Origin of the sequence: Mesorhizobium sp. Root102 (assembly GCF_001425625.1) — a bacterium.
Classification (GTDB): Bacteria; Pseudomonadota; Alphaproteobacteria; order Rhizobiales; family Rhizobiaceae; genus Mesorhizobium.
On the sequence record NZ_LMCP01000023.1, the window covers coordinates 210,116 to 230,035 of the forward strand.

Below are 19,920 nucleotides of genomic sequence, written 5' to 3' on the forward strand. Positions count from 1 at the left end.
TCGTCAACGGAGACGCTGGTGCCCGATCCCGTCGCATCGCCGGTCACCGGAAAAGCGCCCCACAAGCCGAGCCAGGCGGTGGTGATCGTGCATGGCATGGGCGAACAGCGGCCGATGGATACGCTGCGCGGCTTTGTCCAGGCCGTCTGGAGCCATGATCCCAGCCGAGCGCCGTTTTATGCCCATGTCGCCGATCCGGCCGACCCGACCGGCGCGAAGATCAACCAGAGCTGGATCACCCCCGACAGCCGGACAAATTCATACGAACTTCGCCGCATCACCACGCCTTACGATGTCGATGGCCGCCGCACCGATTTCTACGAGCTTTACTGGGCCGACATCACGCAGGGCACGACGCGGGGGCGGCTTGCCGCGTGGGTGACAAACCTGCTGTGGCGCAAGCCCGCCGACATTCCGCGCGATGCCCGCAAGCTCTATCTCGTCACTCTTCTGGCCGTCATCGTCGTCCTGTGCGCGATGCTCGCGCTCGCGACCTCGCTCTGGCAGCAGTATATTTCCTTGGCCGCCGGCCTGTTCGTCACCATCCTGGCCTCGTTCATCATCTGGTCGGTGGACCGGTTTGGCCTTCCCTATTTCGGCGATGTCGCGGCCTATGTGCGCGCCGAAGCGGCGACGGTCGAGAAGCGCGCGCTGATCCGCGACCGCGGCCTGAAGCTGCTGAAGCGTCTGATGATGGACGATGGCTACGACCGGATCGTGCTGGTCTCGCACAGCCTTGGGTCGATGATCGCCTATGACCTGTTGCAGATCTTGTGGGCCGATTTCAGGCCCCAAAAACTGGAGGCCATCCGCGACAAGGCGAAACTGAAGGCGATCCACGCCATCGACAAGGCGACGCTTGTTGCCGACGGTTCGGCATGGCCCGGCAGCCTGGACGATCTTGCCGGCTTCCGGCGCGATCAGTGGGAGCTTTACCGGCGGCTGCGCACTGGCGATGCCGACCATCGGGCCTGGAAGATCAGCGATTTCGTCACGCTTGGCAGCCCGCTGACCCACAGCGAATTTCTGGTGACGTACAATCTCGCCGAATTCAGGCGCGGCATTGCCGAGCGGCTGTTCTCGGCATGCCCCCCGATCGCCGAGAGCGCGACCGGCGGCACAGTGCTCTATCAGGAAGGCCGCAACCGTTCGGGCAAGCCGCGGCGCGCCGTGCATCATGGCGCGGTGTTTGCGGCGACGCGCTGGACCAACATCTTCGACCGCGGCAATGGCTGGCTGACGGGCGATCCGATCTCCGGGCCGATGGCGGAAAATTTCGGCCCGGGTGTGCAGAATATTCAGGTCGAGCTGCGCGGCTCACTTGGTCGCGTCTTCACCCACACGTTGTACTGGTCGTTGGCGGCGACCGGTGTCGAGGTCGCTGCCGGCGACCAGCCTCGCTCGCACCTTGTCGTGCTGCGCGACGCTGTCGACCTCGGCCGCAAGCTGGAGCCGAGCCAGGCGGAAGCGCGGGCGATACCTCCCGAAAAATGAGAACGGCGAACGGGATCGGTACTCCACGCGGCGCCTGGCAATTCAAACAGAAATCCACCCCGGGGTTTGGCCCGGAGTGGATCGATTTGCTTCAGGTCCAGATCAGCGGCTGGTCAGGAACACCGCTTCTTCGTCATCGCGCTGCCGGCCACCGAGAGCGGCCGCCGCACTTGCGATGAAGGCGCCGATCACCAGCGACAGCGCACCAAGCAGCGCAAAGGTCGCGCTGGCCTTCCTGGCGGTGTCGGCGGCCTGCTGTGCCTTGACCTTGGCGTCCTGAACCTTGGCGACCAGGGCATCGACACGCGCCTTGGCATCGGCCTCGGAGAGGCCGGTGCGGGCGACGACCAGTTGCGACAGGTAGGTCTTGTCATCGGCCGAGATTTCGCCTGCCGCGGCACTGGCGACCAGGATGCGCGAGGCTTGGCCTACCGCAACCGCATCGCCGTCGGGACCGGCTGCCGCGAGCTTGCTCGGATCAGCCGGACGGAACAGCGAGTCCGCCAGGTAGGATGTCGCATTGTCAGCAGCAGCGCCACCGGCATTGGCGGATGCACCGGCCGATGCACCCATGGCGGCGCCCGACGCCACGGTCGAGGCTGCCTGCACGCCTGAACCCACCGCGGCGGAAAGCGCCGAGCCCAAAACGCCGACGACGAGCAAGGTGGCCAGCGCCCAAGCGAGGAAGCCGTGGGCGGTGTCACGGAAATAGACCTCGTCGGTGTGGATGCCGACCCATTTGGTGCGCAGGCGTCCGGCAAGGTAGCCTCCGACACCGGAGGACAGCCATTGCACGATGACCAGCCAGATCGCGGTGGAGACCGCGAAGGTCGTGACCGACGCGCCGGAGCCAGACCAGGGTGACACCATGCTTAGCCCCAGCCCCGAGCCGACCAACATGAGGATGAAAGTCAGCGTCGAGGCCGCCAAGGCGCCGGCGATGATCGGTCCCCAACTGACGGCCGTGGTGGATGATTCTGTTGAAGTTGAAACGTCGACAGCCGATAGGGTGGACTGCATGAGTTCCCCCTATCGTACGAAAAGCATGATCAGAATGATGATCGGAATCGGAATGCCGAGCAACCAGAGCAAAATTCCGCGTCCCATGATGGCCTCCTGTGAGAAATTGTGATCGATGTTGTCACAATGTCCCGAGGGGACTTCCGTTCCGGCGGGTTAAAAAATGATTTTGTTTGCCACGGGTGAAACAATTGGCGCGCCGCGGCGCGCCAATCTCAGAGAACATCGAGATCAGATATCCAGATTGGCGACCGACAGCGCGTTGTCCTGGATGAACTCACGCCTGGGTTCGACCTCGTCGCCCATCAGTCGCGAGAACAGACTATCCGCGTCCGTCGCGTCATTGACCTTGACCTGCAGCAGCGAGCGCACGTTCGGATCGAGCGTGGTTTCCCAGAGTTGTTCGGCGTTCATCTCGCCGAGACCCTTGTAGCGCTGCATGGTCAAGCCCTTGCGCCCGGTCGCGAAGACCGCGTTGAGCAGCGCCAGCGGCCCCGATATGGTCTCGGAGACATCCTTGCGGCGCAGCACCGGTGGCTCGCCATATACTTCCGTAAGGCGCGGCGCATAGCGGTCGAGCTGGCGTGCATCGGCCGAATTGATCAGCCCCAGGTCCAGATGCGCGTATTCCTTGACGCTGCGCACCGTGCGCTCGAACACATAGCCGCCGATGCCCTCGTTCGAGGTCGACATACGACCGGTCCAGCCGCGTTCGGTGTCCTCGGCAATGATGTCGAGACGCTTGGCGATGCGCTCGGCCATGGCGTTGGCTTGGGCGAGATCGGTGAAGACGTCCGGGTTGAGGCCGCCGGCGATCGCCGCCTGCTCGACCACGCCCCTGTTGTAGCGCGTGTGCAGGCCGTTGATGAGCTGGCGCACCGCCAGCGCGTCGTCGATGGCGCCGCGCAGGTCCTGTCCGATGCGAACCTCGCCCGAGCCGAGCGTAAGCGATGCTTCCTCCAGCCCCGAGCCGATCAGGAATTCCTCGAAGGCATTCTCGTCCTTGATGTATTGCGAGCTCTTGCCACGCGTCACTTTGTAGAGCGGCGGCTGGGCGATGTAGAGATGGCCGCGTTCGATCAGCTCCGGCATCTGCCGGAAGAAGAAGGTGAGCAGCAAGGTTCTGATATGGGCGCCGTCGACGTCGGCGTCGGTCATCAGGATGATCTTGTGGTAGCGCAATTTGTCGGCGTTGAACTCGTCCTTGCCGATCGAGGTGCCGAGCGCGGTGATCAGCGTGCCGATCATCTCGGAGCCGAGCATACGGTCGAAACGGGCCCGCTCGACATTGAGGATCTTGCCGCGCAGCGGAAGGATGGCCTGGTTCTGGCGCGACCGGCCGCCCTTGGCCGAGCCGCCGGCGGAGTCACCCTCGACAATGAAGATCTCGGACTTCGCCGGGTCGCGTTCCTGGCAGTCGGCCAGCTTGCCGGGCAATGAGGTGATGCCTAGCGAACTCTTGCGGGTGATGTCGCGGGCCTTGCGTGCCGCCTCGCGCGCCGCGGCAGCCTGGATCACCTTGTCGATCACCACCTTGCCTTCGGCCGGATGTTCCTCGAGCCAGGTGCCGAGAGCCTCGTTGACCAGTCCTTCAACCACCGGGCGGACTTCGGACGAGACCAGCTTGTCCTTGGTCTGCGAGGAGAATTTCGGGTCGGGAACCTTGACCGACAGCACCGCCGTCAGGCCCTCGCGGCAATCGTCGCCGATCAGCCCCACCTTTTCCCTCTTGGTCAGCCCCGAGGATTCGCCATAGCCGGTGATCTGGCGTGTCAGCGCGCCGCGGAAACCGGCCAGATGGGTACCGCCGTCGCGCTGCGGGATGTTGTTGGTGAAGGCCAGCACGTTCTCGTGGTAGCTGTCGTTCCACCACATCGCCACTTCGACGGTGATGCCGTCGCGCTCGGCCTTGATGGCGATCGGTTTGTCGATCAGCGGTTTCTTCATGCGGTCGAGATATTTGACGAACTCTTCCAGCCCGCCATCATAGTGCAGTTCATGGCGCACGATGTCGGCATGGCGGGCGTCGGTCAAAATGATTCGTACGCCGGAATTCAGGAAGGCGAGCTCGCGCAGCCGGTGTTCCAGCGTGCCGAAATCGAACTCGACCATGGTGAAGGTCTCGGACGACGGGAAGAAGGTGATCTCGCTGCCGCTGCGCCCTTCATAGGTGCCGGGCTGCCTGTCCTGCTCATAGCTGCCGGTAGCCTTCAGCGGAGCGTCGGCATTGCCATGGGTGAAACTCATCTCGAAGATCTGGCCATTGCGGCGAATCCTGAGCTTCAGCCAAGCCGAAAGCGCATTGACCACCGAGACGCCGACGCCATGCAAGCCGCCCGAGACTTTGTAGGAGTTCTGGTCGAACTTGCCGCCGGCATGCAGCTGCGTCATGATCACTTCGGCCGCCGAAATGCCTTCTCCGGTGTGGATATCGGTCGGAATGCCGCGGCCATTGTCGATCACGGTGACCGAACCATCTGGGTTGAGCGTCACGGTGACGAGGTCGGCGTGGCCCGCCAGCGCCTCGTCGATGGCGTTGTCCACCACCTCATAGACCATGTGATGCAGGCCCGAACCGTCGTCAGTATCGCCGATATACATGCCGGGGCGTTTGCGGACAGCATCCAACCCCTTCAAAACCTTGATGGAATCGGCGCCGTATTCGGCTTCAGCGCCGTTGTTGTTGTCGATCTGATCGCTCATGAAAACCTGTTGTCTGGATGCCGCTTGCACGGCGCTGAAAATCGGCCCCGAATCGCGCCTCTGATATGGACTAGATATAGGCGCTAAAGGCGGTTTTTCCAAGGTTTGCGAGCATTTCGGGGGCGAACTCCCGGCCGGCAGCCGGCTATTTCTTTCGGGCGCCGAATTTGGCGAGAAGGCCGCGCAAATACTTGATCGTGGATCTGTCTCTCGGCGCCAGCCGACCCGTGCGGTCGAGCTCCAGCGTCAGGTTAAGCGCCTTGGTCAGCACCGCCTTCGGATCCTTCGCCACATAGGCGTAGTTGATGTAGGCCTGTACCAGATCAAATTGCCAGATCGCATTGTCCGGATCGGACCGGGCTAGTTGCTGGCGGATGCCGAGGCTGGCTTCGAAGGCTTTCCTGGAGCCCTCGAAATGGCGCTGCTTGGTCTCCAGCATGCCGATCTCCGAGAGCGTAATCGACAGATCGCGTTGCCAGTCGGAATTGGCTGGGTCGAGCTTGGCCAGGCGGTCGGCAATGGCAAGACTGTCCTGATAGTTTTGCAGTGCGCCGCCGATATCGCCCTGGACGTCAAGCACACCGGCGACCTTTTCCAGACAGACCGACAGGTCCCGCTGCCAGTTTGTGTTGCCAGGATCGGTGGCGGCGAGTTCACGCGCTATATCAAGCGCTTGCTGATAGGAAGCCAGTGCTGGAGACCAGCTCTTCTGGTCGCTCAGGGCATTGCCGGCCTTGGCGTAACTGATCGACAGGTCGCGCTTCAAGTCGGTATCGTTGGGGTCGCGGCGCGCCAGCTCTTCGGCGATCGCCTGGCTCTGGTTGTAGGCCACGAGTGCACCGGCGGGGTCGCCGCGCTCGCGCAGCACGTCACCGATCTTTTCATGGCTGACGGAGACAGCGCGCTGGCGCTCGGGGTCATCGGGCTTGTTCTCGGCCAGTGCCAGCCGAATTCTCAGGCTCTCTTCAAAAGCCGTCTGGGCGCCGTCCAACCGGCCGGCGGTACGGGCAAGGTCGCCGATTTCATCATGGGTGATGGTCAGATCGCGCAGCAGATAGGCGCGGTCCGGCTCGGCATCGGCCAATTGCTGCTTGATCGACAGGCTTTGCTGATAGGCTTGGGCGGCCGCGCCAACATCGCCTTGCGTCGCCAGCACGTTGCCGATCTTGTCATTGGCCGTGGCCAGATCGCCAAGCCAGCCTTTCTCGTCCGGCAGGCTTGCGGTCAGACCCTGCAGCATGTCCCTGGCGGCCTCGTAGTTTTCCAGGGCGGTTGGCAGGTCGCCTTGCGCCATCCTTATGTTGGCGAGCTTGATATGGCTGATGGCGAGATCGCGCTTGACGCTGGGGTCGGTTTCCTGACGCGAGCGCTGCTCGAGATTGGCCAACAACGCGGTAAAGGCGCGGCTGGCCGCCTCGACATTGCCGACCGTCGTATAGAGCAGACCGAGTTCCTCCAGCGTGCGGCTCTGACGGTCGGCCTGTTCCAGGCTGAGCGAGGTTTGCCCGGCCTCGCCATACAGTGACAGCACGGTTTCATAGCCCTCGATGGCCGCCGCATAGTTGAGGTCGGCGCGAGCCGCGCCCGCCGACAGGAACAGCGTTGCGGCTTGCGACAGCGTGCGGTCGATGAAATTCACCTTCAGCGCCTTGCGCGACACTTCGTCGATATCGACCGCTTCTGCCAGTTTTGCCTGTGCCGCGCCGAAGGCGCCCAGGGCCAGCTGCTCCTCGGCCTGCCGACGCAGTTCCGTCACACGCGGATCGTCGGCGGCCAGCGTCTTCATCTCGCCGCGCACCTTGACGAAGGCGTCCGCCGCCTCGCGCAGGCTGGCATCCAGGCTCTCGGCGGAAAGGTGCTTGGTGTCGAGACCGATCAGCGCGCCATAAAGCGGCGCCAGCGGCATGTCGGCATCGCTGGCGATCTGCTCGACCTGGCCGCGCATTTCGGGCGTCACATCGGCCATGGCGAGCAACAGGCGCTCGCGCTCGGGCAAGTCCTGCCTGGCCTTCGCGGCAAAAAAGAGCTGCGGCAGGCCGCTTTCAACGTAAGGCAGCTGCTTGCCGCGCGACAGGTCGTAGACCTCCTGCTGCACCAGTGTCAGCACCGAGCGGATCTCGAGCCCGTCGGTGCCGAGATATTTGGTCAGCGCTGTCGTGAACGGCGAGTTCTGGCCGTTTCCGTCGGCGGCCGTCTCGCCGGGTGCGGCGGAAAAGGCGAACAGGATGTTTTCCGCACGGCCGGTCCGGCCGAGACCCGGCTTCACCTTGTCGGTGACATCCTTGGCCAGCGAGGTCGCGCCGCGCCCTTCGCGCACCGTGCCCGAAAACGGATCGCTGCGGCAGGCGTCGAGCATGATCAGGCCGACCTTGGCCGTGGCGGCAACAGCGTCGCGCACCTCCTCCAGCGGCAGGCTGGTCTTCTCCAGGGCGTCGAACGAGGAGGCGTCGGCGTCGACCGGCAGCAGCCGGTTGTCGCCCGAGATTTCCACGCCGTGGCCGGAGAAATAGACCAACGCCACATCGGCGCCCTTGGCATCCTCGCGAAAATCGTCGAGCGCGCGGCGCATGCGCCGCAGGTCGCGATTGGTTTCGAGAATGACCTCGAAGCCGAGCTTCTTCAGCACCGCTTCCATCGCCTCGCCGTCATGAACCGGATTGGCAAGTGGTCGGATCAGACGGTAGTCGTCGGCGGCGATGACCAAGGCTACGCGCCGCTCAGCCATCGCCGTGGCGGCGGTCATGAGCGTCAGCAGCAAGGCAAAAAGCAAACGCAAGTCGAACCGCCCCCCGGCTTGTTCATTTGCGCGAACATTCCACCTCTTTATGGCATGAGCAAGCCGGGCTTTTGGCGGAAAACCAGCGCTTTCAGGCAGCCCGCATCGGCTTCAGGGCCTCGCTCCAGCGCAACAGCTCGTCGAGCATGGTTTTGGCTCCGACCTGCACCTGTTCGCTGGCGTTGAAAGCGCCGTTCTCGTCGAGCAGTTTCTGATACATCGGCAGCGCGACGCCTTCCGAGATTGGCATGATACCCACCGAGGTCAGCAGCGGCTTCAGCGCTTGCGCCGCACGCAGGCCGCCGGAGACGCCGCCATAGCTGAAAATGGCGGCGGCTTTGTACTTCCATTCGCGCGAGAGATAGTCGATCGCGTTGACGATCGCCGGCGCCACGAAATAATTGTATTCCGGCGCCACGAACACGAAGGCATCGGCGGCATCGATCGCCTTGGACCAGGCTTTGGTATGATCGTTCTGGTAGTTGCCAAGCCTTGGATGGTGCGGTTCGTCCAGCACCGGAAGCTTGAACGTATCGATGTCGGTCAGTACAGGCTCGAATTTCCCGTGCTCGCGCGCGAACCTCTCCAGCCACTCGGCAAAAACCGGTCCGGCGCGGCCCGGCCGCGTGCTGCCGATGATGATATTCAGCTGGTGCTTCAAGGCGGGCTCCTTCGTTGGCGGTATCTGTTGGTGACCGAGACCTACGGCAGAGCACGGCCGCGAACAAGGCGACACCGCCAGGGCGGCGGTCACAATCGCCTGAACAGACTGTCTGCCGCGAGGTCCCGGGTTGCACGGTTCGTGCCTGCCGTACGGTCACATGGACGCCGGGATTGCGAGCCACTACATTGGTGTATCAGCGGAGCAGCCCATGGACATCCAGCCCGCCCCCTTCGTCCCCCCGGCGCCGAAGCCGCGCACGACGCCGCCCTCCACGCTGGAGATGATCCGCATCGTCTACCGCAACCCGCTCGAACTGTGGGGCGAGCATACCTACAACGAGCCCTGGGTTTCGGCGAGTGGCGTCGGTGGACATCTGATCGTTGCCAACGATCCCGGCCTGATCCGCCACGTGCTGGTCGATAACGCCAAGAATTACAAGATGGCGACGGTGCGCCAGAAGATCCTGCGGCCGATCCTGCGCGACGGCCTGCTGACCGCCGAGGGCGAGGTCTGGAAGCGGTCGCGCAAGGCGATGGCTCCTGTGTTCACGCCGCGCCACATCTTCGGCTTTGCCCAGCCGATGCTCCGGCGCACGCAGGAATTCGTCACCCGTTACGAAGACGGCGGCACGTCTGATATCGCCCATGACATGACGCTGCTCACCTACGACATCCTGGCCGAGACGCTGTTCTCCGATGAGATCGCTGGACAGCCCGGCAGTTTCGCCAACGAAATCGATCGCCTGTTCGAGACCATGGGCCGCGTCGACCCGCTCGACCTGTTGCGCGCGCCCGACTGGCTGCCGCGACTGACCCGCATCCGCGGCCGCAAGACCATGGCCTATTTTCGCAAGATCGTCACCGACACGGTCAAGATGCGCGAAGGGAAATTCAAACGCGATCCCGATGCCGTGCCGCAGGATTTCCTGACGCTGCTGCTGAAGGCCGAGGGGCCGGAGGGACTGACGCGGGCCGAGGTCGAGGACAACATCATCACCTTCATCGGCGCCGGCCATGAGACGACGGCGCGCGCGCTGGGCTGGACGCTGTATTGCCTTGCGGAATCGCCGTGGGAGCGCAACCGGGTCGAACAGGAGATCGACCAGGTGCTGGCGCGTGAGTCCGATCCGACGAAATGGCTGGACGCCATGCCGTTCACGCGTGCGGCTTTCGACGAAGCGCTCAGGCTCTATCCGCCGGCACCGTCGATCAACCGCGAGCCGATCGAGCCGGAAATGTGGAAGGATCTTTATATCCCGAAGCACGCGGCGGTTCTGGTGATGCCTTGGGTCGTCCATCGCCACAGGAAGCTTTGGGATCGGCCGGATGCCTTCCTGCCGGAGCGGTTCCATCCGGGAAATCGCGAAAAGATCGATCGCTTCCAGTATCTGCCGTTTGGCGCGGGCCCGCGCGTCTGCATCGGCGCCAGTTTCGCCATGCAGGAGGCGATCATCGCGCTGGCGATCATGCTGTCGCGCTTCCGCTTCGACACCACGGCCGAAACGAAACCCTGGCCGGTGCAGAAACTGACCACGCAGCCGCAAGGCGGTCTGCCGATGCAGGTCACGCCCCGTCAGGTACGCTGATATTCAGGTGATGCCGGCCTGCGAACGATGGCTTCCTGAGCTTCCGGTACTCACGTACCAAAAGTACACTCCGTTCCGGTTCTCGGAAGCCACCATTCTCTACTCGGCCTGACCCGAATCTCACCACGCCCTTGGGCGTTTGCACAGACTCAGGCAGCAGGCTTGCGTTGCTGGAACTGGCCGGCGGCGCGGTAGCGCCAGAGGTAGCTGGGCAGGATCGTCGCGATCGATTGCGGCTGGATGCCGAGGCCGGCAAGCGTCCTGTTGGCCTTGGCGGCCGCGTCCGAGACGATGTTGTGCTCGCGCAGCTGCATCACCTGGTCCTTGGTCAGCAGCGGATTGGGCAAGAGGCCGAGGATCGAGGCCTGGATGTTGGCCACCCACCACGGCACCGGCACCAGCAGGCGCTTGCGCTCGATCACCTCAAGCAGCTCTTCCATGCATTCCTTGAAGGTGAGCACCTTCGGCCCGCCGAGTTCATAGATCTGGCCGCCATCGACCTTGCCGTCGACCGAGCGCGCCACCGCTTCGGCGACGTCGCCGACATAGACCGGCTGGAACTTGGTTTGGCCGCCACCGATCAGCGGCAGCACCGGCGAATAGCGCGCCATGTTGGCGAAGCGGTTGAAGAATTCGTCCTCTGGCCCAAAGTTGACCGACGGACGAAAGATGACCGCGTCCTTGATCGTCTCCAGTACGGCCTTTTCGCCAAGCGCCTTGGTGCGCGCGTAGTCCGATTCGGAGTCCGCATCCGCGCCTAGCGCCGAGACATGGGTGAGGCCGGCGCCGACAGAACGGGCCGCTTCGGCCACGGCGCGGGCGCCGAACTCGTGGACGGCGGGGAATTTCTGCCGGCCGCTCTCATGCAGGATGGCGACCAGATTGACGACATGGTCGGCGCCCTGAACGGCGCGGTCGACCGACCAGCGCACGCGCACATTGGCCTGCACCGGCTGGATCTGGCCGACATTGCCAAGCGGCTGCAGATGCCCGGCGAGGTCGGGCCGCCGGCAGGCGACGCGGATGCGATAGCCGCGCTTGGCCAGTGCGCGCACGACATGGCGGCCGACAAAGCCCGATCCGCCAAAGACGACGACGAGCTTTGGGGTCTGCAGGATTTCGGTCATGGCTGGCTCCGGCGCTCGCAAGCTTGGCTGAAGCCGTTTCATAATCCGTTTCGCGCCAAAGGCAAAGGGCGACGCGTCGTCGCTGCCGCCCTTGTTTGGCCTTGTCAGAACGCCTTGCCCATGTGGGCGTCGATCGAATGGCGGTTGCCGCCGCGAATGACGAAGAAGAGCAGGATTGCCGCCCACAGCAGCGACTTTTCCGCGCCCGAAATGCCCTGGCCCATGGTTATCAGGTGGAACCAGACCGTGACCAGCAGCACGAACAGGCCGGCAAAGGCGGCCGGCCGCGTCAAAAACCCGATGGCGATGAAAATACCGCCGAAGAATTCTGTGCAGGCCAGCAGCAAAGACCACAAGGCGCCCGGATAAAAGCCGAGACCCTCGACCATCTCGGCGGCGCCGAAAGGATTGGTGATCTTCTGCGAGCCATGGATGGTGAGAAACGCACCGGCGACGACGCGAAGAACGGTTTCCGCACCATCATGCAAGGCTGCGTAGAACCTGCCAAGGGCCGGGATGACAAGGCTGTTGCGGGGATTGTCCGTGCTTGCCGACATTATAGCTCCTCTGTTTGCTCAATCAGCGCAGACGGCCGGTCAGGTCGGGCGAAGTCAAATAAACAAAAGTTGACAAAAATTCGAATGTTTTATCGTTGCGAAGACGAAACGCAGAAAACCCCGCCGAAGCGGGGTTTTCCGGGTGACATCCATGCGAAGTCAGGGGCCGACGGAGCGGCCTGACCTGAGACGGTATCAGGAGGGCGTGAAGCAAGTACGCCCACCCCAGCCCTGAACATCCGACATGGTGCCGCCAACCTTCTTGCAGGCTGCGATGAAATCGGCGCTGCAGCTGGCGAATTTCGCGTGGCCGTTCTTGCAGTAATGATCCTCGGTGGCGCCGCCGCTCGGGGCGGTGATGACGCCCGGGCTGGACGGCTTGATCGGCGCGGCCTTCAGACTGGCTGCCTGTGTGGCACCCATGAACGAGCCGAGCAGAAGGACGGCGGTCAGCATGGTGATCTTGGTGTTGGTCATGATAATTTCCTTTTGATTTGGGTTGAGTTCTCCGAGGTGCAAAGGACCATCCTTTGCGTGAAACAGGCTTTCGCTTTTCGGTTTGCTGCTTCCCTCGGTGTGGATCGGGCAAGCTCGCCTTGCCTTGGACAAAGCTGTGTCGCAGCAAGGCGCGGAAAGGTTCAGCGGCGCGCAAAGAAAATCGCACCGCGCCGCGCCTCAGGCGGGCAGGTTCCAGATAACTATCTGATGTCTAACGGAATAATCAGGAAGAGTAGCGGGCGGCAAATTCGGAAATGCGCTGCACCACCGCCTTGGATGCGGTGATGCCGCGCGCTTGCGCCTTCTCGGCGGCCTCTGCGCGAGCCCGGCCAGGTACATGCACGCCGAAGCGCCGCCGCAGCCGGTCGAGCTGGTCCTTCATCCGCTGCTCGAAATCCGGGTCGAGCAGCTTGGGCTCGACGGCAAGCACGAACAGCCCGGTGCCGGGGCTGTCCGGCCCGCCGCTGAACCATGGCGCGTCGAGCGACCAGTTGGCGCCCGACAGGCCCGCCGCCAGCACCTCGACCATCAACGCGATGTTGGCGCCGCGCTGGCCGCCGAAGGCAAGCATCGCGCCCTTCATGGCGGCGGCCGGATCGGTGGTCGGGTTGCCGCTGGCGTCCAGCGCCCAGCCCTCTGGGATTGTCTTGCCGTCCTCGGCCGCCTTGCGGATGTTGACGAAAGCGGTGGCGCTCGACGACTGGTCGATGACCAGCGGCGCGCCGTCGGCCGCGGGTGCCGCAAACGACATCGGATTGGTGCAGTAGACCGGCTTGATCGAGCCCGAGCCGGCAAGCACGGCCGGGCCGTTGGTGGCTGCGAAAGACACCAGTCCCAGTGCCGCCAGCCGCCCGGTGAAATAGCCGAGTGCGCCGCATGTATAGGCGTTCTTTTGCGAGAAGATGGCGACGCCGAAAAGTTTTGCCGCCTTGGCGAGGTCGTCGATGGTGCGGTCGAAGCCGGTATGCGCCAGCCCGCCGCGTGCATCGGAGAGATAGACCGCCAGCGCCGGCCGGGTGATCACCGGGTCGGCATTGCCGTCGATGCGTCCGGCTTCCAGCGCCTCGAGATAATCGATGAAATGCGACAGTCCGACGGAGGAAAGCCCTTCTGCCTCGGCGGCGACGATCGAAGCAGTGAGCGATTGCGCCGCTTCCTCATTGGCGCCGGCGCCAAGTGCCGCCATCCGGCACAGTCCTTTTGCCTGGTCGAGACTGAGTTGCATCGCAATGAGTTCCTAAGCGAATAGCGAATAGCGAGTAGGGAGTAGCGGAAATAGCGGGCGCTTACTATTCGCTATTCCCTAACTCACTAGCCGATCTTGTTGGGGATCCGGGCTTCGATCCTGCCGAGGGCGAGGACCAGAATACCGGTGATCGTCATGTAGATTAGCGCCAGCAGCAGCAAGGGCTCGTAGGTGAGGTAGGTGTCCTGCCGCACCTTGGACGAAACGGCGAAGATGTCGATGACGCTGATCGTCGCCACCAGCGGCGTCGACTTCAATTGCAGCACGGTCTCGCCGGTCAGCGTCGGCAGCGCCCGGTAGATGGCTTGCGGCAGCCAGATGCGCCGGAACGTCTTCCATCGGCTCATGCCGAACGCGCGGGCGGCCTCCAGTTGCCCCTTGGGCACGCCGGCGAAGGCACCGCGCATCACCTCGCCCTCATAGCCGGCGAAAGACAAGGTCAACGCCAGCACGCCATAGGGCCAGGCTTGCCTGAGATACGGCCACATCCAGGATTCGCGGATCCACGGATATTGCGGAAACAGCGAGCCCAGGCCGTAATAGAGCAGCCACAGCTGGATCAGCAGCGGCGTGCCCCGGATCACCGTGCAGAACACCTTGGCGGGCGCGGCGAACCAGAAGGAGCCGGTGGCCTGCGCCAACCCCAGCGGCACGGCCAGCAGGAAGCCCAGCACGCAGGTGACGGCCAGGATCCACAGCGAGCGCCAGATGCCGATCAATCCCATTTCATAATATTGCGGCAGCCAGTCCCAGCGCATGAAAAAGGCCGCCGACAGAACCAGGCCGAGTGCGATCAGGATCAGCACGATGCGGTGCGGCTGCAGCCACAGCGACGTTCGCGCGACGGCGTTGATGATGGCCGCCTCATTGGCCATCAGCGCGCATCCTTGAGCGAAGGCATGCCGCGCCGCGACCAGGCCTCGACCCGGCCGATGATGAGATTGGAAAACAGCGAGAGCAGCAGGTAGAGCACGCCTGCTGCGAAAAAGAAGGTGAAATAGGCTTTGGTGACACCGGCGGCCTGCCGCGTTGCCAGCGCCAGTTCGTAGAAACCGACGACCGCCAGCAGCGCGGTGTCCTTGGTGGCGATCAGCCAGAGATTAGCGAGGCCCGGTATGGCGAAGGGCAGCATTGCCGGCAAGGTGATGCGCCGCAAAAGCAGGCCGGGAGACATGCCATAGGCGCGGGCCGCTTCGATCTGGCCTTGCGGAATGGCCAGGATCGCGCCGCGTATCACCTCGGTCGAATAGGCGCCCTGGACAAAGCCGAGCACGGCGATGCCGGCGGCAAGGCCGCTGATGTCGACACGCTGGTAACCCATTGCCGTCAGCGCCTGGTTGATCAGGTCGGTCCCGGCATAATAGAGCAGCAGGATCAGCACCAGTTCGGGCACGGCGCGCACGATGGTGGTGTAGACCGCCAGCAGATCGCGCACCACCGGGCCGCCATAGAGCTTGCCATAGGCGCCGCCGGTGCCGATCAGAAGACCGAGGCAGGTGGCGCCCAGCGCGATCTCGATCGAGTGGAGCAGCCCAACCATAAGGGTCCCGCCCCAGCCCGGCGGATTGGGCGAGAGAAGTTCGATGATGCCGGCCGCCGAGGCCGAAAGAAGTGCGTCGATCAGCGTCGCCCCCGGATTGCTGGCTCTAACCGCCGACGGCTGCGTCGGCGGCAAACATGCCTGGGAAAGATCGGGCAGGAGAGGCATGGCATCGGCGCCATGCCCCACAGCTCATGCGAGGATCGTCAGTTCGACTGCGCGCCGCCGCCGCCGTAAATGTCGAAGTCAAAATACTTCTTCGAGATTTCGTCATATTTGCCGTTGGCGCGGATGGCCTTGATGCCGGCGTTGATTTTGCCCTTCAGCTCGGTGTCCTCCTTGCGTACACCGGCGCCAACGCCCGGCCCGAGCACCTCGTCGTCCGGAGCGACCATGCCCTTCAGGTCGCAGCAGGCCTTGCCCTGGTCCGACTTGAGGAATTCGCCAAGCGCGATGGAATCGGCCTGCACCGCATCGAGGCGGCCGGCGGCAAGATCGTTGTTGGCTTCGTCTTGGGTCTGGTATTCCTTGATCTCGGAGGCTGTGCTGCCAAAGTGCTTCTTGGCGTAGACGGCATGCACCGTCGAAACCTGCACGCCGACGATCTTGCCCTTGAGGTCGTCCGGCGCGGAGCCGAATTTCTGGTCCTTCGGGCCGATGATCGCGGTCGGGGTGTTATAGTACTTGTCCGAGAAGTCGATCGTCTTCTCGCGTTCGGCGGTGATCGACATAGAGGAGACGATGAGGTCGATCTTCTTGGTCGTCAGCGCCGGAATGATGCCGTCCCAGGCAACCGGGGTGATGACGCAATCAAGCTTCTCTTCGGCGCACACCGCGTCGATGAAATCGATCTCCCAGCCGACCCATTTGCCGGAAGCGTCCGGCGAGGTGAAGGGCGGATAGGGCTCGGCGGCGACGCCGATCTTGACCGGATCGGCCTTGGCCACACCCATGGCGGCGACGCCGAGCAGCAGCGCTGCGGCGAATGTCTTCAGAACAGTCTTCATTTCACGACTCCCAGTTTGTTGTTGGTTCCCGGTTTTCTTCCGTCCCGGCCTGTCCTAGCCGATGTTGCGGATGAACTGCTTCAGCCTTTCGGATCTGGGCGCGCCGAAGATCTGCTCGGGCGGTCCTTCTTCCTCGACCAATCCATTGTAGAGATAGACGACATGCGTCGCGACCTCGCGGGCGAACTTCATCTCGTGCGTCACCAGCACCATGGTGCGGCCTTCGCGCGCCAGGTCGCCGATCACTTTCAACACCTCGCCGACCAGCTCGGGATCGAGCGCCGAGGTCGGCTCGTCGAACAGCATGACGCGCGGATTGATGGCCAGTGCCCGGGCGATCGCGGCGCGCTGCTGCTGGCCGCCCGACAGATAGGCCGGATAGACGTCGCGTTTTTCGGCCAGCCCCACGCGGGCGAGCAGCTTTTCCGCCTCGCTGATCGCCACATCGCGGTTGATGCCAAGCACATGCACGGGAACCTCGATGACGTTTTCGATCAGCGTCATGTGGCTCCATAGATTGAAGTTCTGAAACACCATGCCGAGCTTGGAGCGGATGCGCTCGATCTGCTTGCGGTCGGCCGGAACCGTGTGGCCATGGCTGTCGGCCTTGAGCTTGATCTCCTCGCCATTGACGCGGATGATGCCGCTGGTCGGGTTTTCCAGGCAGTTGATGCAACGCAGCAGTGTCGATTTGCCCGAGCCTGAGCCGCCGATGATGGCGATGACCTCGCCGTCGCGCGCCGACAGCGAGACGCCCTTCAGCACATGCAATTCACCGAATCTCTTGTGCAGGTTCTCGACATGGATGGCTTCGGCGGCGCCGTCCTGCGCCGTGTGTTTCAATGCGGGTACGGCGCCTTGCGCCATCATCCCTTTGATGCTCCGCGGAGCGGTCGAGCCCGTCGCTGCTGGTATCTTTTACCCATTAACCGTCACTGGACAGAGTTCCCATTCTCAAGATGGACCGTTCCGCTTGCCTCCGTCAACCATGGTTTTTGGACTATTGATCACAGCTTGCTGTAGTGGTTAGTGGCGGCAACGGACGGTTCGGGAGAATTTAGTGGGCAAATCATACGGGTCGCAGTCCATGGCCGGACCCCTGAAACGCGTGCTGATGCGGTCCGCCGCCAGCGCCATGCGTCATGCCAGGGCACAGGAATGGCACTATGGTCCGGGTTTCGATCCGCAAAAGGCCGCAGCCCAGCATGAGCAGTTGACCGGCATGGTCGCGGCTTCCGGCGCCGAGATCGAATGGTTGACGGATGCCGATGACGGGCTGGCCGATTCCGTCTTCACCCATGATCCGTCGCTGATGACCGATCATGGCGCGATCATTCTCTCGATGGGCAAGGCGCTGCGCCGGGCCGAGCCTGGCCTGCACGAAGCAGCCTACAAACGCATGGGCATTCCTATCCTTGGCCGCCTCGAAAGCCCTGGCCAGGTGGAAGGCGGCGACTGCGTCTGGGTCGATGCAAACACGCTGGCCGTCGGCCGCGGCGTGCGCACCAATCAGGACGGCATCCAGCAGCTTTCAAACCTGCTTTCGCCCAAGGGCATTTCGGTTTTTGGCTTCGATCTGCCGCTCTGGCACGGAGAGGAAGCCTGCCTGCATCTGATGTCGGTGATCAGTCCGCTCGCCGACGATCTGGCGCTGGTCTACGCGCCCTTGCTGCCGGCTGCCTTCTACCAGTTGCTGCGGGGGCGCGGCATCAAGCTGGTCGAGGGCGATGCCGACGAGTTCTTCGCTTCCAACGGGCTTAGCCTCAACGTGCTGCCGACCGCGCCGCGCCAGGTCATCGCCGTCGCCGGCTTTCGCAGGACGGCGGCTGCCATGCAGGCGGCCGGCTGCGCGGTTTCCACCTTCGAGGCGGATGCGCTCTGCATCGCCTGCGAGGGCGGCCCGACCTGCCTGACGCGGCCGATGCTGCGCCAATGACCATCACTGGGACCACCATTGGAACCACCGTCGGCGAGGCGCTCATTTCGCTGCTCGAAGCTCATGGCGTCGACACGGTCTTCGGCATTCCCGGCGTGCACACGGTCGAACTCTACCGCGGGCTGGCGCGCTCCAAAATCCGCCATGTCACGCCCCGCCACGAACAGGGGGCCGGCTTCATGGCCGATGGCTATGCGCGCGCCAGCGGCAGACCAGGCGTCGCGTTTGTCATCACCGGGCCGGGGCTGACCAACACCATCACCGCCATGGGGCAGGCCCGCGCCGATTCGGTGCCGATGCTTGTCATCTCCGGCGTCAACGCCATGCCGACGCTGGGCAAGGGGCTGGGTTTTCTTCACGAACTCCCCGACCAGCGCGGCATGATGGAGAAGGTGGCGCTGTTTTCGCAGCGCGTTACCAAAGCCAGCGAATTGCCCGGTGCCCTGGCGCAGGCCTTCGCCCTGTTTTCATCGGCCCGGCCCGGCCCGGTGCATATCGAGATCCCGACCGACGTCATGGTCAAGCCGGCTGACGGCATCGCTGCCATGCTGAGCAATGTGACGCCACCCGCGCCGGGAGCTGCTGCAATTGCCAGCGCTGCCAAACTCATCAGTGCCGCGCGCCGCCCGCTGATCCTGGTCGGCGGCGGCGCCAAACGCGCCGAAGCGCCATTGCGGCGTCTGGCAGAACGGCTGGGAGCACCGGTCGTCCAGACCGCCAATGCGCGCGGCCTGCTGCATGGGCATCCGCTTTGCGTGCCGGCCAGTCCCAGCCTGAAGGCAGTGCGGGCGCTGATGGCCGACGCCGATTTGGTCATTGCCGCCGGCACCGAATTCGGCCCGACCGATTACGACGGCTACAGCGATGGCGGCTTCGTCCTGCCCGCCAATCTGATCCGCATCGATATCGGCGCCGACCAGCTTGCCCGCCGCCCGGCGACGGTTTCGCTCCAAGCCGATTGCGCGGAGGCGCTCGAAGCGCTGCTTCTGGAAACCGGCCATGTCCCGGCAAGCGAGGGCGGCCCGTCGCGCGCCGCTGCCACACGAAAAGCAGCCTTTGCCGAGCTCAATCCGACACTGCAGGCGCAGGTCCGCGCCGTCGAGATGATTCGCGACGCTTTGCCGGGCGCGCTCATTGTCGGCGATTCGACGCAGCCGATCTATGCCGCCAACCTCTACTACGACCATGACCGGCCGGGCGGCTGGTTCAATGCCGCCACCGGCTTCGGCGCGCTCGGCTATGGCCCGCCGGCGGCGATCGGCGCCGCCCTTGCAATGCCAGATGCGCCGGTCGTCTGCCTGACCGGCGACGGCGGCTTCCAGTTCACGCTGCCGGAACTGGGCGCCGCACTCGATGCCCAGGCACCGGTTATCTTCGTCGTCTGGAACAACAGAGGCTACCGCGAGATCGAAACCTCGATGCTCGATGTTGGCGTCGAGCCAGTCGGCGTATCACCGGCGCCGCCGGATTTCTGCAAGCTGGCGCAAGCCTATGGCATCGGCGCAGAACGGCTTGCCGATATCGATGGTCTGGCGGACGCGCTGAAACGCGCGCGGGCGACCGGCCTGCCGCGCGTCATCGAAATCACGGTTGACTGAAGATCGGTGCTGCGTATTTCCCGCCTCGCTGGGCCTGAGCCACGGCTGGCGGGTAGGCGGATGCATGCAAAGACGCGACAACTGCCATGTCGAGATTTCAATTGAGTGAAGGTGCGAAAGGCGCGACGCTTCGCGTGGGCGTGGCATAAGAAACGACCTAACGATAAAA

16 protein-coding genes are annotated in these 19,920 nt (G+C 63.7%); 4 read left to right on the plus strand and 12 right to left on the minus strand.

Annotated elements, in window-relative coordinates; all coding sequences use genetic code 11:
* The first annotated feature begins 18 nt into the window (after positions 1 to 18).
* Positions 19 to 1,494, plus strand: a complete 1,476-nt coding sequence (locus ASD12_RS19615) for a hypothetical protein (protein ID WP_056589647.1) — start codon at positions 19 to 21, stop codon at positions 1,492 to 1,494.
* A gap of 102 nt (positions 1,495 to 1,596) precedes the next feature.
* Here ASD12_RS19615 and ASD12_RS19620 read toward each other — a convergent pair whose 3' ends face one another.
* The 4 genes from ASD12_RS19620 to ASD12_RS19635 all read right to left on the minus strand — a co-directional run bounded on the left by ASD12_RS19620 (position 1,597) and on the right by ASD12_RS19635 (position 8,654).
* Positions 1,597 to 2,514: a hypothetical protein gene (locus tag ASD12_RS19620; RefSeq protein WP_056589650.1), complete on the minus strand. Its 918-nt coding sequence runs from the start codon at positions 2,512 to 2,514 to the stop codon at positions 1,597 to 1,599.
* Between the two features lie 231 nt (positions 2,515 to 2,745).
* Complete coding sequence (gene gyrB / locus ASD12_RS19625; protein WP_056589653.1) at positions 2,746 to 5,217, minus strand: DNA topoisomerase (ATP-hydrolyzing) subunit B; 2,472 nt, start codon at positions 5,215 to 5,217, stop codon at positions 2,746 to 2,748.
* Between the two features lie 145 nt (positions 5,218 to 5,362).
* Positions 5,363 to 7,993, minus strand: coding sequence for a caspase family protein (locus ASD12_RS19630; RefSeq protein ID WP_244482903.1), 2,631 nt, complete (start codon positions 7,991 to 7,993; stop codon positions 5,363 to 5,365).
* Positions 7,994 to 8,084: 91 nt separating this feature from the next.
* On the minus strand, positions 8,085 to 8,654 hold the full coding sequence (locus ASD12_RS19635) for an NADPH-dependent FMN reductase (RefSeq protein WP_056589655.1): 570 nt from the start codon (positions 8,652 to 8,654) through the stop codon (positions 8,085 to 8,087).
* Positions 8,655 to 8,865: 211 nt separating this feature from the next.
* Here ASD12_RS19635 and ASD12_RS19640 point away from each other — a divergent pair, with 211 nt between their 5' ends.
* Positions 8,866 to 10,242 carry a cytochrome P450 gene (locus ASD12_RS19640; protein WP_056589659.1) on the plus strand — a complete coding sequence of 459 codons (1,377 nt, stop codon included), beginning with the start codon at positions 8,866 to 8,868 and terminating at the stop codon, positions 10,240 to 10,242.
* Between the two features lie 149 nt (positions 10,243 to 10,391).
* On the opposite strand, the gene ASD12_RS19645 is transcribed toward ASD12_RS19640, so the two are convergent.
* The 8 genes from ASD12_RS19645 to ASD12_RS19680 all read right to left on the minus strand — a co-directional run bounded on the left by ASD12_RS19645 (position 10,392) and on the right by ASD12_RS19680 (position 17,084).
* On the minus strand, positions 10,392 to 11,369 hold the full coding sequence (locus tag ASD12_RS19645) for a complex I NDUFA9 subunit family protein (RefSeq protein WP_056589662.1): 978 nt from the start codon (positions 11,367 to 11,369) through the stop codon (positions 10,392 to 10,394).
* A 104-nt stretch (positions 11,370 to 11,473) separates the two neighbouring features.
* Positions 11,474 to 11,926 carry a DoxX family protein gene (locus ASD12_RS19650; protein ID WP_056589665.1) on the minus strand — a complete coding sequence of 151 codons (453 nt, stop codon included), beginning with the start codon at positions 11,924 to 11,926 and terminating at the stop codon, positions 11,474 to 11,476.
* Positions 11,927 to 12,121: 195 nt separating this feature from the next.
* Complete coding sequence (locus tag ASD12_RS19655; protein WP_056589668.1) at positions 12,122 to 12,403, minus strand: hypothetical protein; 282 nt, start codon at positions 12,401 to 12,403, stop codon at positions 12,122 to 12,124.
* Positions 12,404 to 12,647: 244 nt separating this feature from the next.
* On the minus strand, positions 12,648 to 13,649 hold the full coding sequence (locus ASD12_RS19660) for an Ldh family oxidoreductase (RefSeq protein WP_056589671.1): 1,002 nt from the start codon (positions 13,647 to 13,649) through the stop codon (positions 12,648 to 12,650).
* Between the two features lie 86 nt (positions 13,650 to 13,735).
* The gene (locus ASD12_RS19665) at positions 13,736 to 14,545 is read right to left on the minus strand and encodes an ABC transporter permease (RefSeq protein ID WP_056589674.1); all 810 of its coding nucleotides are present in this window, start codon (positions 14,543 to 14,545) and stop codon (positions 13,736 to 13,738) included.
* A complete protein-coding gene (locus ASD12_RS19670; protein WP_056590140.1) occupies positions 14,545 to 15,210 on the minus strand; it encodes an ABC transporter permease in 666 nt (221 codons plus the stop codon). The genes ASD12_RS19665 and ASD12_RS19670 overlap by 1 nt, the downstream gene beginning before the upstream one ends.
* 206 nt (positions 15,211 to 15,416) lie before the next feature.
* A complete protein-coding gene (locus tag ASD12_RS19675; RefSeq protein ID WP_056589677.1) occupies positions 15,417 to 16,217 on the minus strand; it encodes a transporter substrate-binding domain-containing protein in 801 nt (266 codons plus the stop codon).
* Between the two features lie 54 nt (positions 16,218 to 16,271).
* The gene (locus ASD12_RS19680) at positions 16,272 to 17,084 is read right to left on the minus strand and encodes an ABC transporter ATP-binding protein (RefSeq protein WP_056590143.1); all 813 of its coding nucleotides are present in this window, start codon (positions 17,082 to 17,084) and stop codon (positions 16,272 to 16,274) included.
* A 220-nt stretch (positions 17,085 to 17,304) separates the two neighbouring features.
* Between ASD12_RS19680 and ASD12_RS19685 the strand changes: the two genes are divergently transcribed.
* Together ASD12_RS19685 and ASD12_RS19690 are read left to right on the plus strand one after the other, a co-directional pair.
* Positions 17,305 to 18,153, plus strand: coding sequence for an arginine deiminase family protein (locus tag ASD12_RS19685; protein ID WP_056589681.1), 849 nt, complete (start codon positions 17,305 to 17,307; stop codon positions 18,151 to 18,153).
* Positions 18,150 to 19,751, plus strand: coding sequence for a 5-guanidino-2-oxopentanoate decarboxylase (locus ASD12_RS19690; protein ID WP_056589684.1), 1,602 nt, complete (start codon positions 18,150 to 18,152; stop codon positions 19,749 to 19,751). The genes ASD12_RS19685 and ASD12_RS19690 overlap by 4 nt, the downstream gene beginning before the upstream one ends.
* Positions 19,752 to 19,920: the final 169 nt, after the last annotated feature.